The 19,503-nt window shown below is 63.9% G+C and carries 15 protein-coding genes; 11 read left to right on the top strand and 4 right to left on the bottom strand.

Annotation, left to right across the window (positions count from 1 at the left end):
• Nucleotides 1-325: 325 nt before the first annotated feature.
• Nucleotides 326-1,195 carry an LLM class F420-dependent oxidoreductase gene (locus E2C06_RS30350; protein WP_165982767.1) on the top strand — a complete coding sequence of 290 codons (870 nt, stop codon included), beginning with the start codon at nt 326-328 and terminating at the stop codon, nt 1,193-1,195.
• A 1,504-nt stretch (nt 1,196-2,699) separates the two neighbouring features.
• On the opposite strand, the gene E2C06_RS30355 is transcribed toward E2C06_RS30350, so the two are convergent.
• Both E2C06_RS30355 and E2C06_RS30360 read right to left on the bottom strand, forming a co-directional pair.
• Nucleotides 2,700-3,284: a DUF1989 domain-containing protein gene (locus E2C06_RS30355; RefSeq protein ID WP_133292324.1), complete on the bottom strand. Its 585-nt coding sequence runs from the start codon at nt 3,282-3,284 to the stop codon at nt 2,700-2,702.
• 276 nt (nt 3,285-3,560) lie between these two features.
• On the bottom strand, nt 3,561-4,838 hold the full coding sequence (locus tag E2C06_RS30360; RefSeq protein ID WP_133292325.1) for a hypothetical protein: 1,278 nt from the start codon (nt 4,836-4,838) through the stop codon (nt 3,561-3,563).
• A gap of 985 nt (nt 4,839-5,823) precedes the next feature.
• Here E2C06_RS30360 and E2C06_RS30365 point away from each other — a divergent pair.
• Genes E2C06_RS30365 through E2C06_RS30385 form a run of 5 tightly spaced genes read left to right on the top strand, consistent with a single transcriptional unit; the run spans nt 5,824 to nt 10,209 of the window.
• Complete coding sequence (locus E2C06_RS30365) at nt 5,824-6,630, top strand: cytochrome c oxidase subunit II (RefSeq protein WP_133292326.1); 807 nt, start codon at nt 5,824-5,826, stop codon at nt 6,628-6,630.
• 35 nt (nt 6,631-6,665) lie between these two features.
• Nucleotides 6,666-8,429: a cytochrome c oxidase subunit I gene (locus E2C06_RS30370; RefSeq protein WP_133292327.1), complete on the top strand. Its 1,764-nt coding sequence runs from the start codon at nt 6,666-6,668 to the stop codon at nt 8,427-8,429.
• Nucleotides 8,426-9,136, top strand: coding sequence for a cytochrome c oxidase subunit 3 (locus tag E2C06_RS30375; RefSeq protein WP_133292328.1), 711 nt, complete (start codon nt 8,426-8,428; stop codon nt 9,134-9,136). The genes E2C06_RS30370 and E2C06_RS30375 overlap by 4 nt, the downstream gene beginning before the upstream one ends.
• A gap of 10 nt (nt 9,137-9,146) precedes the next feature.
• A complete protein-coding gene (locus E2C06_RS30380; RefSeq protein WP_133292329.1) occupies nt 9,147-9,869 on the top strand; it encodes a heme-copper oxidase subunit III family protein in 723 nt (240 codons plus the stop codon).
• A gap of 10 nt (nt 9,870-9,879) precedes the next feature.
• A complete protein-coding gene (locus tag E2C06_RS30385) occupies nt 9,880-10,209 on the top strand; it encodes a cytochrome C oxidase subunit IV family protein (protein WP_133292330.1) in 330 nt (109 codons plus the stop codon).
• A 333-nt stretch (nt 10,210-10,542) separates the two neighbouring features.
• Here the strand turns inward: E2C06_RS30385 and E2C06_RS30390 are convergent, their stop codons facing one another.
• On the bottom strand, nt 10,543-11,337 hold the full coding sequence (locus E2C06_RS30390; protein ID WP_133292331.1) for a DUF2189 domain-containing protein: 795 nt from the start codon (nt 11,335-11,337) through the stop codon (nt 10,543-10,545).
• Nucleotides 11,338-11,784: 447 nt separating this feature from the next.
• Between E2C06_RS30390 and E2C06_RS30395 the strand changes: the two genes are divergently transcribed.
• The 4 genes from E2C06_RS30395 to E2C06_RS30410 all read left to right on the top strand — a co-directional run bounded on the left by E2C06_RS30395 (nt 11,785) and on the right by E2C06_RS30410 (nt 17,475).
• Nucleotides 11,785-12,747 (top strand): tripartite tricarboxylate transporter substrate-binding protein, encoded by a 963-nt coding sequence (locus tag E2C06_RS30395; RefSeq protein WP_165982768.1) that lies wholly within the window; start codon nt 11,785-11,787, stop codon nt 12,745-12,747.
• Nucleotides 12,748-12,749: 2 nt separating this feature from the next.
• The gene (locus tag E2C06_RS30400) at nt 12,750-14,807 is read left to right on the top strand and encodes a hydantoinase/oxoprolinase family protein (RefSeq protein WP_133292337.1); all 2,058 of its coding nucleotides are present in this window, start codon (nt 12,750-12,752) and stop codon (nt 14,805-14,807) included.
• Nucleotides 14,807-16,432: a hydantoinase B/oxoprolinase family protein gene (locus E2C06_RS30405; RefSeq protein WP_133292333.1), complete on the top strand. Its 1,626-nt coding sequence runs from the start codon at nt 14,807-14,809 to the stop codon at nt 16,430-16,432. Before E2C06_RS30400 ends, E2C06_RS30405 begins: the two co-directional genes overlap by 1 nt.
• 77 nt (nt 16,433-16,509) lie before the next feature.
• Nucleotides 16,510-17,475, top strand: coding sequence for a Bug family tripartite tricarboxylate transporter substrate binding protein (locus tag E2C06_RS30410; RefSeq protein ID WP_133292334.1), 966 nt, complete (start codon nt 16,510-16,512; stop codon nt 17,473-17,475).
• A 294-nt stretch (nt 17,476-17,769) separates the two neighbouring features.
• On the opposite strand, the gene E2C06_RS30415 is transcribed toward E2C06_RS30410, so the two are convergent.
• Nucleotides 17,770-19,089 carry a hypothetical protein gene (locus E2C06_RS30415; protein ID WP_133292335.1) on the bottom strand — a complete coding sequence of 440 codons (1,320 nt, stop codon included), beginning with the start codon at nt 19,087-19,089 and terminating at the stop codon, nt 17,770-17,772.
• A 200-nt stretch (nt 19,090-19,289) separates the two neighbouring features.
• Between E2C06_RS30415 and E2C06_RS30420 the strand changes: the two genes are divergently transcribed.
• Entirely contained in the window at nt 19,290-19,487 is a 198-nt protein-coding gene (locus E2C06_RS30420) for a hypothetical protein (RefSeq protein WP_133292336.1), read from the top strand.
• Nucleotides 19,488-19,503: the final 16 nt, after the last annotated feature.

Genomic DNA, 19,503 nt, shown 5'->3' on the forward strand with positions numbered 1-19,503 from the left:
ACAATCCGGGCCATGGCGCCGCTCCCCAACAGGGCCAGGCAGGTTACCACCCGCGCCCGGCCCAGGGGACCACAGCCTCACCGCGAGCCAATCACCCGGAGACGGTATCAGTCGGCAACCGACTGTGTGGAGGCCCGGATCTGGGGATGATGATTTGTCCGCGACCAGGGCGGAAAGCGATGCTGATGCTAACTAGGGGTGGCGCCGATGGAACCGTCCCGACGTAGGCGGCCCCGGAGCTGGTAAAGGCACAGGCAAAGTGATTTGGTTGCCTGGGCTGACCGTTAAAGTTAGCTGGCAATTTTAGATCGGGAGGAACGCAGGCATGAAAATCGGAGTCTTCGCCACCTTCATGTCACCGATTGCGACGCCGACGATGATCCGCGATTTCGGAAAACGAGCAGAGGACATTGGCCTCGACTCAATCTGGATGGGTGAGCACGTCGTGCTCTTCGACAAAAACACGTTCGGCTATCCAGGTTCAAAAGACGGCCGGATCCCGGTCCCGGAAGGTGGTGGCATGCTGGATGTGACCGCCACCTTCGGCTTCCTCGCTGCCGAGACTAGCAGGCTGCGCTTCGGCACTGGCGTCGCGCTGGTACCCCAGCGCAACCCGATCTACACCGCCAAAGAGATATGTACGCTGGACTGGCTTACTGACGGCCGCATCGACTTTGGCATCGGCGTTGGCTGGAACAAGGAAGAGGTCGAAGCCTGCGGCTATCGTTGGGAAGACCGAGGCGCGCGCTGCGACGAATTCCTTGAAGTCATGCGCCGGCTATGGACCGAGCCTGTGGTCGATTTCTCGGGTAAATGGGTAAAGTTCGAGACCTGTCGGCTGGACCCAAAGCCGATTCAAAAGCCGCACGTACCCATCATCGTTGGCGGCTACGCCGATGCGGCACTTCGTCGCGCAGTTCGCTTCGGCGCGGGCTGGTACGGCTTCAACCGCGATCCTGCTGGAACCAGAGAGATGCTTGCTCGGCTCGACGATGCGTTCGCAAAGGTCGGTCGCAAACGTGCCGATGACTTCGAAATCATCATTACCCCGCCCGCGTCGATGCCCATGGACGCGATGCAGGAGTACGCCGATTTAGGCGTGCACCGCCTGGTAGTGAATCTCGGGAGCCAGCGCCCCGAGCGGGTCGACCAGCGTATGGCAGAGATTGAAGACTTGGTCACGAAAGCGGCGTGAGCGCGTGAACTCCAGGCGGCGGTGCTGGATCAGAGACGGGGCGTTGCTGCACCGGCCATTAGCAATTATCGGCGGCTGGGAGCAGCGAAGACCGACGCGCCGGACTTGATAGAGGCAGAATCGTTGAAGGTGGTGCTTCGCATTGGCCCACTCTGAAAGCGGCTATTTCGGGCGGAACAGGCGCACCTCATGCTGGCTCTCGTGAATTGCGTCATGGTCCGCCCGGCTGTCCCTACGCGCACTCAATATTGTGTGATATGGAGCGTTCGCGATAGTATTTCAGGATGAAATTATACTTTATCGCGCAGGGGCTTGTTGGGGGATTCTGCGATGGCATCGCAGCTGACCGTGCGTGAGACCGCGCCGTTTACCGTGGCTGCGGACGACATTGACGTGCAGCGACTGCCCGACAAGTGGCTGGTAGGTTGGGATTGTGACATTAGCGGACCTTACGGCCCCCTCGTTCGCGTTGAGCTCGTTGTGCTGCATCCCGCCTTCGGAGTTGCCCTCCTAGGCTTCGCAGGGTGGGTTGAGGGAGCTGATGAAGTTCTCAGGCGCCGATTGGTCGAGGCGCGGTTCGGCGCCTCGTTTAACGGCCACTTTCCCGTCCTAAATGGGACGATCGACCCTGCGGAACTGCCAAGGCTGATTTCAATTCTAGTAGAAGCGTTCGGTCGCGTGCAGCCGCTAGACCTTGCGGGTGGTGATTCCTGGGTTGCCACATTTACTCGTCTGGTAATCCCAGCAAGCGGATGCTGGACGGATAACCTCCATAGTCTACCGCCGGCAAGTGGCAGTCCGTGCCGCACGCTGGCAAACACGGATCGCTCCACATGGCGCAGCGAGCCAGCGGCAGTGGTGCCGCTGCGTCATGCAGAGGAGCCACAGGCCAAGGGAACAAATTCGGAGCAAATGCTCCCGAATCCTGGTCCAACGCCTATCAATCGGCGCCGTTGGCCTTGGGCGCTCAGTGCGCTGGCATCCACGATCGCAGTGGTGCTCTCGCTCGAGCTGTCATACACGGGTGATCCCGCTCCGGTCGCGTCTTCGCCCATAACGAACGCTGCGGCGCTTCCTTCAGCCCCGACAACGGCAGCAGAGCCTTCGCAGGAAATCGACCAAGCCAAAGCCTTTGGCTCCAACGTCGCGCTCCTACATGCAAACGCGGCTCCGTCCGAGGCGGCTTCCGCCACTGTCGAACCGAAGGAAATCCTACCATCAGTTGCGCTGCCTCGCACCAGCGCAGCGTCACCGCGCGTTCCCAAAATGTCACGCGCTGAGACTGGCAGGAACGTCCAGGCTCAGTCCACGAAGATGAAGGCAGCGCCCGCGGTGAGATCTGCACCCGCCGTCCGCATAGCGGTAGCGAAGCGGGGCCAATCCAAGAGTTGAACACACTGCTGTATTCCTACCTTTGGCGGCCTCTGCCGAAGTGGACACCGTCATGATGGACTCGAACGGGCTGCCGCCCCTTGCACTGATGTCGAACAGAGCAGAGTTGAGCTCAAGTGATCTGCACCTGGATTGGCGTCGGGTTATAACCGTTACAGGGGTTGTTCACTTGTGGACAGTTAGAGATCACGGCGAGCGCGTCCATCTCAGCCCGTAGTGCCACCTCGCAGCCTGCTGGAGAAACGCCGTGCGCAATTGCGGCGCAGCCGTCATGCTCTACCGGTACACGCATGAAGAAATTCACGTTGGGCACAATGTCCCGCCGCCCCAGGCCATGACGGCTCATAGCCTGCAGGAAGTTCTCGCGGCAGCCCGGACAATTCTCCGCACCGTAAAGCATGCGGTTGGACGGCGCGCTGCAGCAGCCGCCAATCGTGTCATGGCCGCCAAACTGGTCCTCGATGATGGTGAAGATCGGGCGTGCGATATCCGAGTAGAGCACATGTCCGGTCGTCAGGAAGATCGTACCAGCTGCTTTCATAGTGTTGGGCGCGTGGTACCGCTCCTCAGGTTCAAGCGCGTTGTAGCATAGGAAGTCCACCGCCTGACGCCCATGCAGATCAGTGATGCGTAGAATACGGCCGCGGGGCACGACACCGCACCAGGGTGCGCCGGCTGGGACTATCTCATTCAGCATCGTTTACGCTCCGGTCCCTCCACAACGCTGGTGTTCAGTTTCACACTGGACCCGACTTAGTCATTGCTCACGGCCCTTGGAGCTGGTCTCACTCTCTTTGTCGTTCTCCACTTGCGCCGCCGCGGCTTCCGTCGCGGCACGGTCGTCGCCGCCGCAGCCTGCCTTGGGCACCGCCTCACCCGTCGCGCCTACATCGTCAGGCGTGGGAGTTCCTAAGTCATTTTCCTACTCGGTCCAGCCGCGTTCCCCGGTCACCAAAATAGGCCAACGGCAGCCTCAATGGCGTAGCGCTTCGACCCCCAGCTCTCGCCATATCCAGCCAAAGTCATACTCGCCGATCGGGTCCCCAGCCGGGCGTTTGGCCGAGTGGTTCTCCAGGGTCTTGAGCCAAGCCACAACCTTCTCACGCCCCTTCGGTGTCTTTGCCGCCGCGCGGGGCGTCTTGCCGCCGAGAGATGGGATCGGCTGGTCGACGATGTGCCGGTAATGGTCCTCCAGTGTCTGGCGGATCAGTGCGCGCTCATCTTCTTGCGACAGGCCGCTCGGCTCCGGGGGCGGCCGCTCGGTTGCCAGCATCTGCTCAAGGTCGGTCCGTTCGATGAGGGGCGGACCAACCAAGCCGGCCAGCACGGGCCCAAGCAGCGCCCGGCCGCGCTCCGCCCGCGCGGCGGAGTTCACCTCCAGTGACAGGCGACGCCCCTTCAGTGCCAAGGTGCCGAGCACCAGTGATCCATCCTCCATCCTGCTGAAGAAGGTCTGAGCCTTTCCCCGACGTGGCGCGGTCTGCGGCGCCGCTCCGGGCGCGTCCAGCCAGTTCCAGAAGCCCGGATCTTCCTGCCGGAGTGCTGGGACGGTGGCTAGCGTCGTGCGGATCTGCTCGGGCTTGACGCCCGCCAGCAAGGGGAAGTGTAGCGTGGTGAAGTCGAGCGGATCACCCTCGCTGTTGACCAGATCCGGCCGATTCCGCCCCTGTGCCGCCTTCAGCGCTGCATCGAGCCAGAAATTCGTAACCATGAAGGCGGCACCGGCGAGCAGCAGGTCCGGGGTCATCATGCCGGCCAGAGTCTTCGCGTCCGTCTCAATACCGAACTCCTGCGCGACCTTGGCGACTTCGCTAGGCGCCTTCGTCCCTGCCTTCCGGAGCGAGGCAAGCAGCGCCTCGCTGGTGTCGTGGTCAAAGGGCATCAGCGTGCCGCTGATCACCGCACTCGCGCGCAAGGGGATCACGCGCGTGGCGACGCGATTCCACTGTCGTAGCCCCTGGGAGCCCAGCTTCTCCGATACACGCACCGGCGTGCCGCCCCGAACCAGGTCGCGCAGCTGCATCGATTCGCCCGGCACGAGTCCGCTCACCTCATAGAGGCTGATCGTCGACCGGCGCAGGCCCGCAATGTACTCGCGTGTGGACGCGCCCTCTTTCCAGCCGCGCCGGCGGAGATAGTCGTCCGCGAGATTGCGCCCGTCGGATAAATCGGTGGCAACCAGATCCTCGAAGGCGGCGCCCCAAACAGCCATGGCAGAATCGTTGCCGAGAACATCCGCGATCTCCTGCACCTCGATACCTGCAGCTGTACAGGCCTTGGCAGTGTGGCGGTCGAGGAACTCGGCGAGCGCCTTGCGCCATTCCTCCCGCTTGGCCCAGGCGATCAGTCCGGAAATGTCGTGCGGCGCGGGCAGGACGGCTGCCTCCGATCGGGGATGGACTGGGATGGTCTATCGGAGTTCCGCGAGAGGCAAGGGCTTGGGGGTGAAAGCTGATTTCGTCCGCCGCGTCGACTGGCAGGTGATGGGCATACTGAATGAAGGTCCAGTGCCCCGCCCAAAGGTCATGTGTTTTCAATGCCCTAAAGCTTGAGGGTTAAATCGGGCTACCCTCAAGGTCCGGAGACACTCCGGCATTTCGGAGAGAAAACCCGCCTTTGTTCCGGATTAGCACCATCAAGCTAGGGGCTGAAACCGGCCGGAAACCTGCGCCTCAGCGCGGTGTCCAACTCGGGAGAGACAGGTTGTACGGGTAACGACTGGAGCAGCGATGGGAACCGGAATACGAAATTTTCTGGGAAGGCACGCCTCGCTTGAGACCCGCGCCCCGGACACCTCGCTTCCAAAGGGTACGGCGTGCCGTTAACCCCAGGCCGCTCCGGTTCGGATAGAGGCGCTCGGGCAGCTCGGTCCCGCCACACAGCCCAGAACAATATGGTCTTCCTTGACAGAAGATGGCCTACATTGGCAACATGCAATCTTAGCGGTTGCTAAGTAGCGGCTTGCTTGGCCTGTCTAATGTCACTCCTGACGGGACAGCCGCCAGATAAGGCGGCATAGAAGGTGCGGCCATGGCGCATGTCCATTCAGCCGTCCACGCGATCGGGCACCTCAGGGTCCCGTCGCATTCCATTTGTCTCCCGTCTCTAAGGCCACGACTTCGACTCCGTCGATGCAGCTTCATCTGTGCCGACTTGCCGACCCCACCCAGCGACAAGCGTGGAGGCCGTGGATAAGGCCATCGCATCAAGTCGCTTGGTTTTGGGAGAGACGAGGAATGACCGTTGCGCTCATCCTAGTCTTAGTGGCCATCGGGTCAGTGGTCTTCCACTGGCTCAGCCCGTGGTGGTGGACGCCGATCGCGTCGAACTGGCACTACATTGACCAGACGCTGATTATCACCTTCTGGATCACCGGTGCGGCTTTCGTGGCCGTGGTTGGCTTCATGGCCTGGTGTGTCTTCCGCTACCGTCACCGCCCCGGGCAGACCGCGCACTATGAGCCGGAGAACAAAAAGCTTGAGCTCTGGTTGACGGTGGCGACGGCGCTTGGCGTCGCCGCAATGCTAGCGCCCGGTCTGTTCGTCTGGAGCCAGTTCGTCACAGTTCCGCATGACGCAACGGAGGTCGAAATCGTCGGCCAGCAATGGCGCTGGAGCTACCGGTTGCCGGGTAAGGATGGCCGGCTTGGTACGTCCGATGTCCGGCTGATCAGCGGCACCAACCCGCTCGGGCTCAATCCGGACGACCCGGCCGGGCAGGATGATGTGGTGATCGATGCCGAGGATCTGCACTTGCCGATCGACCGGCCGGTGAAGGTGCTGCTGCGATCCATCGACGTCTTGCACGATTTCTACGTGCCGGAGTTCCGCTCCAAAATGGATATGATTCCGGGCTCAGTCACCTATTTCTGGTTCACGCCGACCCGGACGGGCAGCTTTGAGGCGCTCTGCGCCGAGCTCTGCGGCATCGGCCACCCGATGATGCGCGGCCGCGTCGTGGTGCAGACCGAAGCGGACTACCAGGCCTGGCTGAGCGGTCAGCGGACATTTGCTCAAATGGCCGCGCAGCTGGCCGCAAGATGAGGTAACGCGTCAGAATCGGGGAGGAGAACAAGCCGATGGGCGATGTGGCAGATGCCGCGGGCGCGGCCATTCCTCACCCCGATTCCGAGGAGGATGACCTCTATCATCCGCATAGCTGGCTGACGAAATACGTCTTCAGCCAGGACGCCAAGGTCATCGGCGTGCAGTACTCGCTCACCGCGATCTCCATCGGCATGGTGGCGCTGGTGCTGTCCTGGTTAATGCGGCTGCAGCTTGGATTTCCCGGAACCTTCGACTTCATCGACCCGCCGGCCTACTACCAGTTCATCACCATGCACGGCATGATCATGGTGGTGTACCTGCTGACCGCGCTGTTCCTCGGCGGCTTCGGCAACTACCTGATCCCGCTGATGCTCGGCGCGCGGGACATGGTGTTCCCCTACGTCAACATGCTGAGCTACTGGATCTACCTGCTTGCGGTGCTGGTGCTGGTCGCCAGCTTCTTCGCGCCGGGTGGGCCGACAGGTGCAGGCTGGACGCTCTATCCGCCGCAGGCGGTCCTATCGGGCACGCCGGGACAAGAATGGGGCATTGTCCTCATGCTAGTCTCGCTCGCGCTGTTCATCATCGGGTTCACCATGGGCGGGCTGAACTACGTGGTGACGGTGCTGCAGGCGCGCACGCGCGGAATGACGCTGATGCGCATGCCGCTGACCATTTGGGGCATCTTCACCGCGACAGTCATGGCGCTGCTGGCATTCCCGGCGCTGCTGGTCGGGGCGGTGATGATGCTGCTCGACCGGCTGCTCGGTACCAGCTTCTTCATGCCGTCGCTGGTCGAGATGGGGCAGCAGCTTCGCTATGGCGGCGGCAGCCCGATCCTGTTCCAGCATCTGTTCTGGTTCTTTGGACACCCGGAGGTCTACATCGTCGCGCTGCCTGCGTTCGGCATCGTCTCCGACCTCATTGCTACCCATGCCCGGCGTAATATCTTTGGCTATCGTATGATGGTCTGGGCGATCGTGGCGATCGGCGCGCTTAGCTTCGTGGTCTGGGCACACCACATGTACGTGTCGGGGATGCACCCCTATTTCGGCTTCTTCTTTGCCACGACGACGCTGATCATCGCCATCCCGACTGCGCTGAAGCTATACAATTGGCTGCTAACGCTGTGGCGCGGCGACATCCATTTGACTGTGCCGATGCTCTTCGCGCTCGGCTTCATCGTCACCTTCGTCAATGGTGGGCTGACCGGGCTGTTTCTCGGCAATGTCGTGGTCGACGTACCCTTGTCCGACACTATGTTTGTCGTCGCGCATTTCCACATGGTGATGGGGGTCGCCCCTGTCATGGTTATCTTCGGCGGCCTGTATCATTGGTACCCGAAGGTCACCGGTCGCCTGCTGAATGAGACGCTGGGGCGGATCCATTTCTGGGTCACGTTCCTCGGTGCCTACCTGATCTTCTTCCCAATGCACTACCTCGGCCTGCTGGGCGTCCCGCGCCGGTACCATGACCTCGGCCAGACCGCCTTTGTGCCGGACTCGGCACACACGTTGAACGCCTTCATCAGCGTCGTCGCGCTGACCGTCGGCGTCGCGCAGCTGATCTTCCTGTTCAACCTGTTCTGGAGCCTGCGGCACGGCAGAAACGCCGGCGGCAATCCATGGAACGCTACCACGCTGGAATGGCAGACGCCTGAGACACCACCCGGCCACGGCAATTGGGGGGCCGCACAGCCGGTGGTCTATCGCTGGGCCTATGACTACAGCGTGCCGGGAGCCGAGCGGGATTTCATCCCGCAGAACGACCCGACAGCCGTAGGCATGACCCGATGATTGTCACTCTGGTGTTCTTCGCCGGCCTCATGAGTGTCGCCGCCTGGTGGCTGGTGCGGCAGGGGCTTGGCACCAAGCCCTGGCTGCAGGCCCAGCCGGCCGCCGAGCTGGTGGCGACCGGCAGGCCCTCACTGCCCACGGCGAAGATGGGGCTTGGCGTATTCCTCGCCGTCGCCGGCCTGCTGCTGAGCCTGATCATCAGCGCCTACGTCATGCGGATGGACATGGCGGACTGGCAGCCACGCCCGGTACCACGGCTGCTGTGGGCGAATACCGGCGTACTCGTGTTCAGCAGCGCCGCGCTGCACTGGGCCAGCGTCGCCGCCCGGCGCGGTAACCGTCCGGGCGTGCAGGACGGGCTGCTGGCCGGCGGCATCACCGCGTTGCTGTTCCTTGTTGGCCAGGCCTTGGCCTGGCGGCAGCTCGCCGTCGCCGGCTACCGCCCGGCGACCAATCCGGCGGAGGCCTTTTTTTATCTTATCACCGCGGTGCATGGGCTGCATGTGCTCGGCGGGCTGGTCGCCCTGGGTCGGGCCGGGACCAGGCTGCAGGCTGGTGCAAGTATGGTGAAGCTGCGCGCCGGCGTCGAGCTCTGCGCCACCTACTGGCACTTCCTGCTGCTGGCCTGGGTCTCGCTTTTCGCCCTGCTGGCCTATGCGCCGTCCGTCACTTGGTTCGTCGCGCTGTGCAGCGCCCCCTTCCGTTAGGATCAGCCCGATGCCCGATACCGCGCCGGCAGATGCGCAGGACACGATGATGCAGCCCGGCGGCTGGCGATCCCTCGTTGCCGACTGGTCCTCCGACCAGCGCGCTTTCAAGAGCGCGTCCTGGGGGAAGGCCATGATGTGGATCTTCCTGCTCAGCGACACCTTCATCTTCAGCTGCTTCCTGATCTCCTACATGACCGTGCGGATGTCGACGGTAGTGCCCTGGCCGAACCCGAGCGAGGTCTTCGCCCTGGAGATTGGCGGCACCAGCCTGCCACTGATCCTGATCGCCATCATGACCTTCGTGCTGATCAGCAGTAGCGGGACCATGGCGATGGCAGTGAATTTTGCCTACCGCCGGGACCGGGTACGAACCGCCCTACTGATGCTAGTGACTGCGGCGTTCGGCGCGGCCTTCGTCGGCATGCAGGCGTTTGAGTGGACGAAGCTGATCCATGAGGGCGTGCGACCTTGGGAAAACCCCTGGGGTGCGCCGCAATTCGGTTCGGCATTCTTCATGATCACGGGCTTCCACGGGACCCATGTGACGATTGGCGTGATCTTCCTGCTGATTATCGCGCGGAAGGTGTGGCGCGGCGATTTCGACCAGCAGCGGAAGGGCTTCTTCACCAGCCGCAAGGGTCGCTGGGAAATCGTCGAGATCACCGGCCTCTATTGGCACTTCGTGGATCTGGTATGGGTTTTCATCTTCGCCCTGTTTTACCTTTGGTAGGAAGCGGGCCATGGCACATGCGGCAACACCTGAGGGCCAGCAGCATCCAATCCGGCTTTACCTAATGGTATGGGGCTCGCTGTTCATCCTCAGCGCCTGCTCCTACCTGGTCGATTACTTTCAGCTGCAGGGTATGCTGCGCTGGATGCTGATCCTGCTGTTCATGGCGCTGAAGGCCGGGCTGATCATTGCCGTCTTTATGCACATGGCCTGGGAGCGGGTGGCGCTTGCCTATGCGATCCTGCTGCCGCCGTTAGTGGTGCTGGTGTTTGTCGGCATCATGGCCTTCGAGGCGGACTACACGCTTTTCACCCGCGAGGCGTTCTTTCGGGGCGGGTAGCTGCTGAGGGAGCCTGTCATGAAGTCCCGCTTCAGCAACCGTGCCATCATCGGTGCCGGCCTGCTGCTCTGCATCGTCGGGGCAGTCGTGATTGCCTACGTGCTGGGAATGTTGGGGCAGATTGGTCTGCTATCCTGAGCGACGCACTCGATTCAAGCGCTCGGGGAAATTTTTACTCTCGTCCCTACCACGTACCTCAAGGACAAAATGCTGGCGCATTCTCGGCCGGAATACTGACCGTCCGTGGCGTCGAGTTCACCGAGCTACGACGTGATCGGGTTTGTCAGTGTATGTATCGGCGCTCCAAGGCCCTGAACATCCAAGGAAGCTATGTCAGGCGACAACCGCTCTTCGGTACAGACGCCACGTAGCATGTCCGAGAATCGGCATGACCACCGCGAGGCCGACAAAAAGCGGAAGGCAGCCGACCGCCAAAGCGGCCGCTACGATCAAGCCCCATACCGCCATAGTGACAGGATTTATAGCGACCACCCTGATGGACGTCATTACCGCCGTGCGTAACCGTACGTGCTTATCAAGGAGCAGCGGAAACGAAACCACCGTCAGAGTCAGAACCAATGCGGCAAAGAGGAAGCCTACTGCGTTGCCCCAAATTATGAGGCGCCACCCTTCAGGAGTGGTGAAGACTCGATTAAAGAACTCTCCAATGGAACCTGGCGGCAAATCGCCGATAGTCATTCGGTAGACCGCCTGAGCAGCGAACAGCCATGCGACAAAAATCCCGCACATGAGAAGCCCGAGCGCCACAATTGCCCCGATGGCTGGAGATCGGAGCACATCGAATGCGTTTAGCCATGAGACAGCAAGCCGCTGCTCACGGCGTCTGCTCAGTTCGTAGATACCGATTGCAGCAATCGGTCCCATGAGAGACAGGCCTGCAACCATTGGGTATAGCAGCGGTAGTAGATGCCCTCCTGACGCAGCTCTCGCAGCAATGAGACCGACGAGTGGATAGATAACTCCCAAGAAAAACAACTGCGTTGGAGCTGACAGAAAATCACTGTATCCTTCGGTCAAAGCATCCTTAATGTCGTGCATGCCAATCCTGCGCACGATGGGATCACCGGATGTCCCAAGTACATCGTTCACTACAGGTGCGTTCGACATCGTACTGCCTCCTTTAGGAAGCACTTGCAAAGGCCACAATCCGCGAGAAAGGTCGTAGGAAGACGATCCAACAACCATTTGCGTGCCGTGGCCACGTGGCTCGCTATCATACAGCTGCTGGCGAGCCTATCGTCTGCCAACCCTACTACCGACCTGCGCGCGACGCACCGATAAAAGGCTGCCGGACGACCGCTGGCAAGCTGTGCCTAGTGGTCCAGCGCGCTCGTAGCACAGTTAGCTGAGAACGTGCAGGTTTCTTTGGTCCGGATCGCAGCTGCTGCGACTAAAACGCGCCCGCTTTGGCCTGGCCGAAATCGCCAATTTCGCCGCGACAGGGCTGGCGCTGGTAGCTGCAGCTACATGATCCCCCGCCACTTGCGGCCTGCGCCCGGTCGTGCCGCAATACTGTGGGGATGCCGCCAGGGTCGCACGCAAGGAGAGGGACGCATGTCGATCCGCGTGATCCTGTCATTTTGCCTGTTACTGGCGCCTTTCGTCGCAGGAGCCGCCGAATTCAATGCCAGCCGCCCTGTGCGGATCATCGTACCGGTTTCGCCCGGCGGTAGCGCCGATGTCATGGCGCGTATCATGGCGCAGGTGCTGGCGCCAATGTGGGGCCAGCAGGTGGTGGTGGAAAGCCGCACCGGTGCTGGCGGTCATCTTGCCGGGGAGATGGTGGCGCGCAGCCCAGGCGATGGCCATACCATCCTGTTCGGCACCATCGCGATCCATGGCGCCTATGGAATGTACCAGCGGCTCAGCTACGCGCCGGCGAGCGACCTTGCTCCAATCGTGCTGCTGGTCGAGGTACCCTATGTCGTCGTAGCTCACCCCACGCGGCCCTTCGCCACCCTGGCGGCGCTGATCGCCGCGGCACGGCAGCGCCCAGGGGAGATCACCTTCGGCTCGGCCGGCAACGGCACCTCCACCCACATGGCCGGGGAGTTGTTCATGCTGAGCGCCGGCGTCAGGCTGCAACACGTGCCCTACCGCGGCAGCAGCCAGGCGTTGAATGATCTGATGGCCAACAACATCGACATCATGTTCGAAAACCTGCCGACCATCCCGCCGGTCGCGCGAGACGGCCGCGTCCGCCCGCTCGCAGTGACCAGCGCCGCCCGCGTGCCGAGCCTTCCTGAAGTGCCGACCGCAGCGGAGGCCGGGCTGCCCGGCTACGTGACGAATGCCTGGTTCACCCTGGCCGCGCCGGGCAGCACGCCGCCCGCCCTGCTCGATGCACTGAACCGCGATGTCCGCGCGGCGATGGCAGAGCCGGCGACGCGACAGCGGCTGCTGGACCTCGGCACCATGCCGCGCGGCCTGACAGTCCCGGAGATCCGCGCCTATTTCGCTGCCGAGACGCAGACCTGGAACCGCGTCATCGCCGCAGCCAACCTGAAGGTGGATTGAGTATGCTTTCGCTCGGGATCGATATCGGCGGCACCTTCACTGATCTGGTGGTGCTGGACCCGCGCGACGGCCGCGCGGTGATCTGGAAGGAGAGCACGACGCCGGACGACCCCGCCCGCGGCGCCATGGAAGGCACGCGGCAGGTGCTCACGAAGGCCGGCGCGGCACCGGGGCAGATTGGCCGTGTGGCGCATGCGACCACGCTCTTCACGAACGCGCTGATCGAACGCAAGGGTGCCCGCACGGGCCTGTTGACCACGGCGGGGTTCGAGGATGGACTGGAGATTGGCCGCGAGCGGAAATACGAGCTCTACGACATCTTCATCGAGATGCCGCGGCCGCTGGTGCCGCGCTCCTGGCGCCGGGGTGCGCGGGAACGCCTGGCGCCGGACGGAAGGGTAGAACGGCCGCTCGATCTCGACGCCGCGCTGCGCGAGGTGGAGTGGCTGCTGGAGCAGGGAATGGAAAGCCTCGCCGTCTGCTTCCTGCACAGCTATGCCAACCCGGCACATGAGCAGGCGGTGGCCGATGCTGTGGCGCGGCGTTTCCCAAGCCTGCCGGTTTCGCTGTCCTCTGACATCGCGCCCGAGATCCGCGAGTATCCCCGCACCAGCACCACGGTCGCCAACGCCTATGTCCGGCCGCTGGCGGAGCTGTATCTCGCGCGGATGGAACAGGCGCTGCGGGAGGCCGGGATCCCCGGCGGATTGTTCCTCATGCTGTCCAATGGCGGCCTGACGCATGTTGCAGAGGCCAAGCGCGCACCTGTCCAGCTGCTGGAAAGCGGCCCCGCCGCCGGGGCGCTGGCGGGCGCCTGGTTCGGCCGCAATGCGGGGCTGGAACGCGTGCTGGCCTTCGACATGGGTGGCACCACGGCGAAGCTCGCTCTGGTCGACGACTCCGAGCCGCTAGTCGCCTGGGGCTTCGAGGCGGCACGGGAGAAGCGCTTCCTCCGCGGCTCCGGCCTGCCGATCCAGATTGCCACGGTGGAGCTGATCGAGATCGGTGCTGGCGGCGGCTCCATCGCCCGGCGGTCGGAGCTCGGCACGCTGCAGGTCGGGCCGGAGAGCAGCGGCGCCCAGCCCGGCCCGGCCTGCTACGGTCGCGGCGGGATGGAGGCGACGGTGACGGATGCCGACCTCGCGCTCGGGTACCTCAACGCCGATTTCTTCCTGGGCGGCGCCATGGTGATTGATTCCGCGGCAGCGGCGCAGGCGCTCTGCCGGCTAGCCGGAGCGCTGGGGGTGGACGCGAGCCGCGCCGCTTCCGGCGTGCATGACGTGGTGAACGAGAACATGGCCGGCGCGGCGCGGGTGGCGATCGCCGAACGCGGACGCATCCCGGCGGAATACGCGCTGCTTGCCACCGGCGGCGCGGCACCCGTGCATGCCTGGAATGTCGCCCGTAAGCTGGGCATCAGCCGCGTCGTCTGCCCGCCGGGCGCCGGCGCCGGCAGTACCATCGGCATGCTAATGGCCCCCGCCCGCGTCGACCGCACCGCAAGCTTCGGCGCGCCACTGGTCGGGGCCGATCTCGGCGCGGCCGGGTGCATCTTCGCGGCGCTGGAGGCGGAGGCAATAGCGGTGCTGGCGGAGACCGGGGCGGAAGTCGCGGCACGCAGCGTCCGGCGGCTGGCCGACATGCGCTACATCGGCCAGGGCAGCGAGATCACCTTGGCCTTACCGGAACCGCTGACCGGATCCGGCGTGCAGGCCGCCTTCGAGGCGGCCTATCGCGCCCTGTTCGGCCGCACGCCACCGGGCGCCGCGGCCCAGTTCGTCACGCTGCGACTGTCCGCTACCGCACCCATGCCCGGCGCGGGCCAGCGATTGGAACTGCCGCGCCATGTCGGCGACGCCGGGCTGAAAGGCCATCGCCGCGTCTTCTTCGAGGCCGGTGGCTGGCTGGAGACCGCGGTCTACGACCGCTACGCGCTGCCGCCCGGCACCACGCTGTCCGGCCCCGCGGTCTTCGAGGAGGATGAGAGCACCTTCATCGTCGGCCCGGGCACCGCCGTGCGGCTGCTGCCCGATGGCTCGATCCTGGCGGAGATGGCGTGATGGCCCGGACATTCGATGCCATCGAGCTGGAATTGCTCTGGCGCCGGCTGATCTCCCTGGTCGACGAGGCCGCGGCGGCGATGGTGCGCACCAGCTTCTCGACGCTGGTGCGGGAGAGCTACGACTTCTCCTGCATCGTCACCGACGCGACCGGCCAATCCCTGGTGCAGGCCACCGAGAGCATCCCGAGCTTCATCGGCACCTTGCCGGCGACGGTGAAGCATTTTCTGCGCTTCTTCCCGGCGGACACCCTGGCGCCCGGGGATGTCCTGATCACCAACGACATCTGGCTTGGTACCGGGCATTTGCCCGACATCACTGTGGCTAAACCGATCTTCCACGACGGCCGACTGGTCGCCTTCAGCGCCAGCACTGCGCATTCGCCCGATATCGGCGGCAAGATTCGCAGCCCGGAACCGCGCGAGGTCTTCGAGGAGGGGCTGCAGATCCCGCCGCTGAAGCTGATGCGCGGCGGCGTTGCCGACGAGACCCTGGTGGCGCTGATCCGCAAGAACGTTCGCACCCCCGACCAGACCATGGGCGACCTCTGGGCCCAGGTGGTGGCGCTGGATCTGATGGAGGACCGGCTGCTCGCCCTGATGCAGGGCTACGCCCTACCCGACCTGACCGACCTGGCGCGGGAGATCCAGGGCCGCTGCGAGGCGGCGATGCGCGACGCCATTCGCGCCCTGCCGGACGGCACCTACCACAGCGAATTGCAGACGGACGGGCTGCTGGACACTCCGGTGACCATCCGCATGGCGCTGACCATCGCCGGCGATGCCATCGTCATGGACTTCGCCGGCACCGATGCGCAGGTCGATCGCGCGATCAACTGCGCCTATTGCTACACCTATGCGATGTGCATGTACGGGGTGAAGGTCTGCACCAGCCCCAACCTGCCGAACAACGAGGGCGCCTGGCGGCCGATCACGGTCACCGCGCCGGAAGGCTGCATCGTTAACCCGGTCTTCCCGGCCTCGGGCGGGTCGCGGATGTTGATCGGGCATTACCTGCCGATGCTGGTTTTCGGCTGCCTCGGACAGGTGGTGCCAAACCGCGTCATGGCCGCCTGCGGCAGCCCGATGTGGGGAATGAACCAGTCCGGCTTGCGCGACACCGGCAAGCCATATGCCAACATGTTCTTCTTCAACGGCGGTATGGGCGGCAACATGCGACGGGACGGCGTCACGACGCTGTCCTGGCCGTCCAACGTCTCCTCGACCAGCATCGAGATCAGCGAGACGATCGCGCCGCTGCGCTTTCATCACAAGAAGCTGCGGCCGGACAGCGGCGGACCCGGCCGCTTCCGCGGCGGTCTAGGGCAGGAAATTATGGTCGAGAGCCTGAGCCCGACGCCGATTGCCGTCAGCTTCCTGGCGGAGCGCACCGTCTTCCCCGCCTTCGGGATCGAGGGTGGGCAGGCTGGCGCGCCGGGCGCAGTGCTGATCAACGGGGAGCGGGCCGATCCTAAGCGGCAACACGTGCTGAAGACCGGCGACACGGTTGTGCTGCGCACCCCGGGCGGCGGCGGGCATGGTGACCCCACGCTGCGCGACATGGCGGCACTAGAAGCAGACATCGCCGCCGGCCTGGTCCTGGACGCCTCCGCCTACGGGCGCTGAGGCCGGCCTCCTGCCCGCAGCTTGACCGGCGCCAGCCGGCGCCACAGCATTCCGTGCAACGGAAGGTGGAGACGGCCATGCAGCGGCGCGCGCTGCTGACGGCGAGCGGCATCGCTTTAGGTGCGGCCCAGGCCAGGACGGCGACATGGCCCGACCGGCCGATCCGCCTTGTGCTACCCTTCGGGCCCGGTTCCTCAGCCGATGTGCTCGGCCGGCTTCTGGCCGAACCCCTTTCGCAGAACCTCGGACAGCCCATCATTTGCGAGAACCGCACCGGCGCCGCGGGCAGCATCGCCGCTGAGGCGGTCGCCCGCATGCCACCCGATGGTTATGCGCTGCTGCTCGCCACCATCGGCACGCAGTCGGTCAACCGGCATCTTTATGCGCGGCTGCCCTATGACCCGGAGCGCGACTTCACGCCGATCTCGCATTTGTGGAATGCAGTGAATGTCATGGCTGTATCAGCCGATTCGCCGTGGCCGGATGTGCAGGCGGTGATCGCGGCGGGGCGGGAGCGTGGCCGTTTGACCTTCGGCTCGCCAGGCAACGGCACCTCGGACCATATGGCGTCCTCTCTGTTCGGCATCCGCGCCAGGGTCACTCTGGAGCACGTCCCTTATCGCGGCGGCAGCGCGGCGGTGCAGCTCGATCTGATTGCCAACCGGCTGGACTTCACTATCGGCAATGTCCCGGCGCTGATGGGCGGCATCCTCGGCGGCCGGATCAGGCCACTGGCGGTGGCCTACACCAGGCGGTGGCCGGCATTGCCCGAGGTGCCGACCATGGCGGAAGCCGGCGTCGAGGGCGTGGTCGTGCCGTCCTGGCATGCGCTGGTCGCGCCGCGCGGCCTGCTAACTGCTGTCCGCGACCAGCTGGCTGCGGCATCAGTCGCCGTGGTCACCCGGCCGGATTTCCGCGCGCGGCTGCTCGACCTCGGTACTGAGGCGGTGGGCTCCACGCCGGACGAGCTCGCGGCCTTCACCACACAGGAATCCGATCGCTACGGTGCGTTGATCCGCCAGCTCGGCATCCGGGCTGACTAGGGCGTGTCTGCAAAGGCTACAGCCACAGTAGAAGCATGCCGACGTGAACCATGGCGAGGTAGTTGGCCCTACACCGTCTACCGCCTGGCCGAGGTAGCCTGATGCGTCCGGCATTGCCCGGCGCCGTCCGGCTGGCGGCCGGGCTCACCCGGGTGTCCACCAGCGAACAGTGGCATAGCGGCCTCAAGTTAGAGGCATTACGTCGCATCTCAAGATGGCGATCGGCGAGGCGCCGCCTGTCCGGCCTTGTGAGCGTCCTCGTAGTGCTACGACGCCCAGTGGCGGCTGCTGTCCTTATTGCGCGGCGAGACGATGACCTGCTGCTAAGTGCTGCGTCGCGCGCACTCCTCGCACTTCCGCAAGCCGCCGATCGATATCAATGATGCCTTGATCGAGTGCGGCGTAGAACCGGGCGTGGAATGCTTCGGCATCGGCCGGCTCCGCATTGCGCAGATGAGCCTGCGCCAGCCACCACGCCAGCGGCTGACGTGTAGCGCGAAGCTGTCGGTAGCGCGTAGCAAAGTCCGCCAGGTTGCGTTCCAGGTTGATGCGGCGCGGGTCCGCCAGAATTTCCTCGAGCCAACCGCGGTAAGGGCCGAGATGCGGTTCATCGTAGAAGACCAGCTTCAGCGCGGTTTCGTAGACATCATTCGGCTCGTGTGCTGGCCTAGATAGGGCAATCGCGCCTGCCCTGACCGGTAGTTGACCGAACTGTAACACAGACCGTCGCGCGGCTGGGTCCTGCCAGACGGCAATCGGATTAAGCAATGCCGCATCGTTAGCTCGGCGCATGAGGTTGACGAATTCATTTTTTGGCACCGGGAAGTCGAGGAGCGAGATCAGCCAGCCCCGATTGGTCGGCCAGACACTCCAGATGCCCGCCGCGGCCAGCGCATTATGCGCGAGGTGGATGCAGTTGTCCTGGAACAGGCTCCAGCGGAATTCGCCACGTCCACTCCGGTACGGAGCGTTCTCGGCATTCAGGAAGTCGATCATTGCTAGCAACTGTGGCCGTGTCATCGCAACGCGCGCGCAGTAGCGACCGCGCCCGAAGCCAACGGCATAATCGGTAGCAACGGAAACCTCGTACTTGTACTTCTCTGTTGAGGTGCCCGGTGGCATGTCGGCAAAGACCCAAGGATGGAACTCAATCCCATCAAGGAGGCCGCTCTGTTGTACTTCAGCCTGAAGCGCACGATACCGATTGCGTGTCAATCGTTCTCCGGGCTGCAGGTTGCCGTTGAAGAAGAGCTCGCGCCCGGGGACAGCGACCCATTTCGCATTGCGAAAGTGCTCGTTCATGCTGATGCCGACGCCGTCTGCCGTCTCCGCGTCCGGATCGCCGCAGGGCCGTAACAGCTGTTGGTCTGAGCCAGTACTGCGGCAGGCGCCTCTTACATAGAAGGCGGCATGGCCGCCGATCTCACCGCGGACCTCCGCACCGAATCCGGGCTTCTTTTTGATCTGGGAGAGTGCACAAAACTCGGCGTAGATCGAATAGACGGTGGCATAGCTGCTCTCGGGGTCACTCGTTCCAGGACGCGTGAAGTCGACCACGTTGCAAGCAGTCAGCCACAAGGCCGCGAAAGGGGCGGTGAGGCGCAGGCGTTTCATCCATCCGCGTGCTGGCACAGATCCGCTCCTGTCGTGACTGCTGCTATGGCATGTAAACGCCTCCATGGCGCTTCACTTCGCTTCAGAACTGAGCAAATGGTAGCCCGCGCAACGCAGATGTGGTGCAGCGCCCGCCCGGCCTCTGCTGGGCTCGGGCTCGTAGCACCCGGCTCATCGGGTGCTACACCAGGAGCCCCGACATGGCACTTTCCGACACCGCTCGCCGCATCCTCACCGAGGCCACCCGGCACTCACTGCGGCTGGCCGCGCCGGCCGACAAACTGCCGACCGCCGCCACCCGGGGTAAGCGTCCGGTGACGCGGCGATCGACCGTCAGGTTGCCGCGGCGTCTGCGTCGCTTGGCAGGTTCCATGGCAGAAGCTCGGCGACACGGCTGACGGGATGGTCGGCGAT

Origin of the sequence: Dankookia rubra (genome assembly GCF_004355005.1) — a bacterium.
GTDB classification, from domain to species: domain Bacteria; phylum Pseudomonadota; class Alphaproteobacteria; order Acetobacterales; family Acetobacteraceae; genus Paracraurococcus; species Paracraurococcus ruber_A.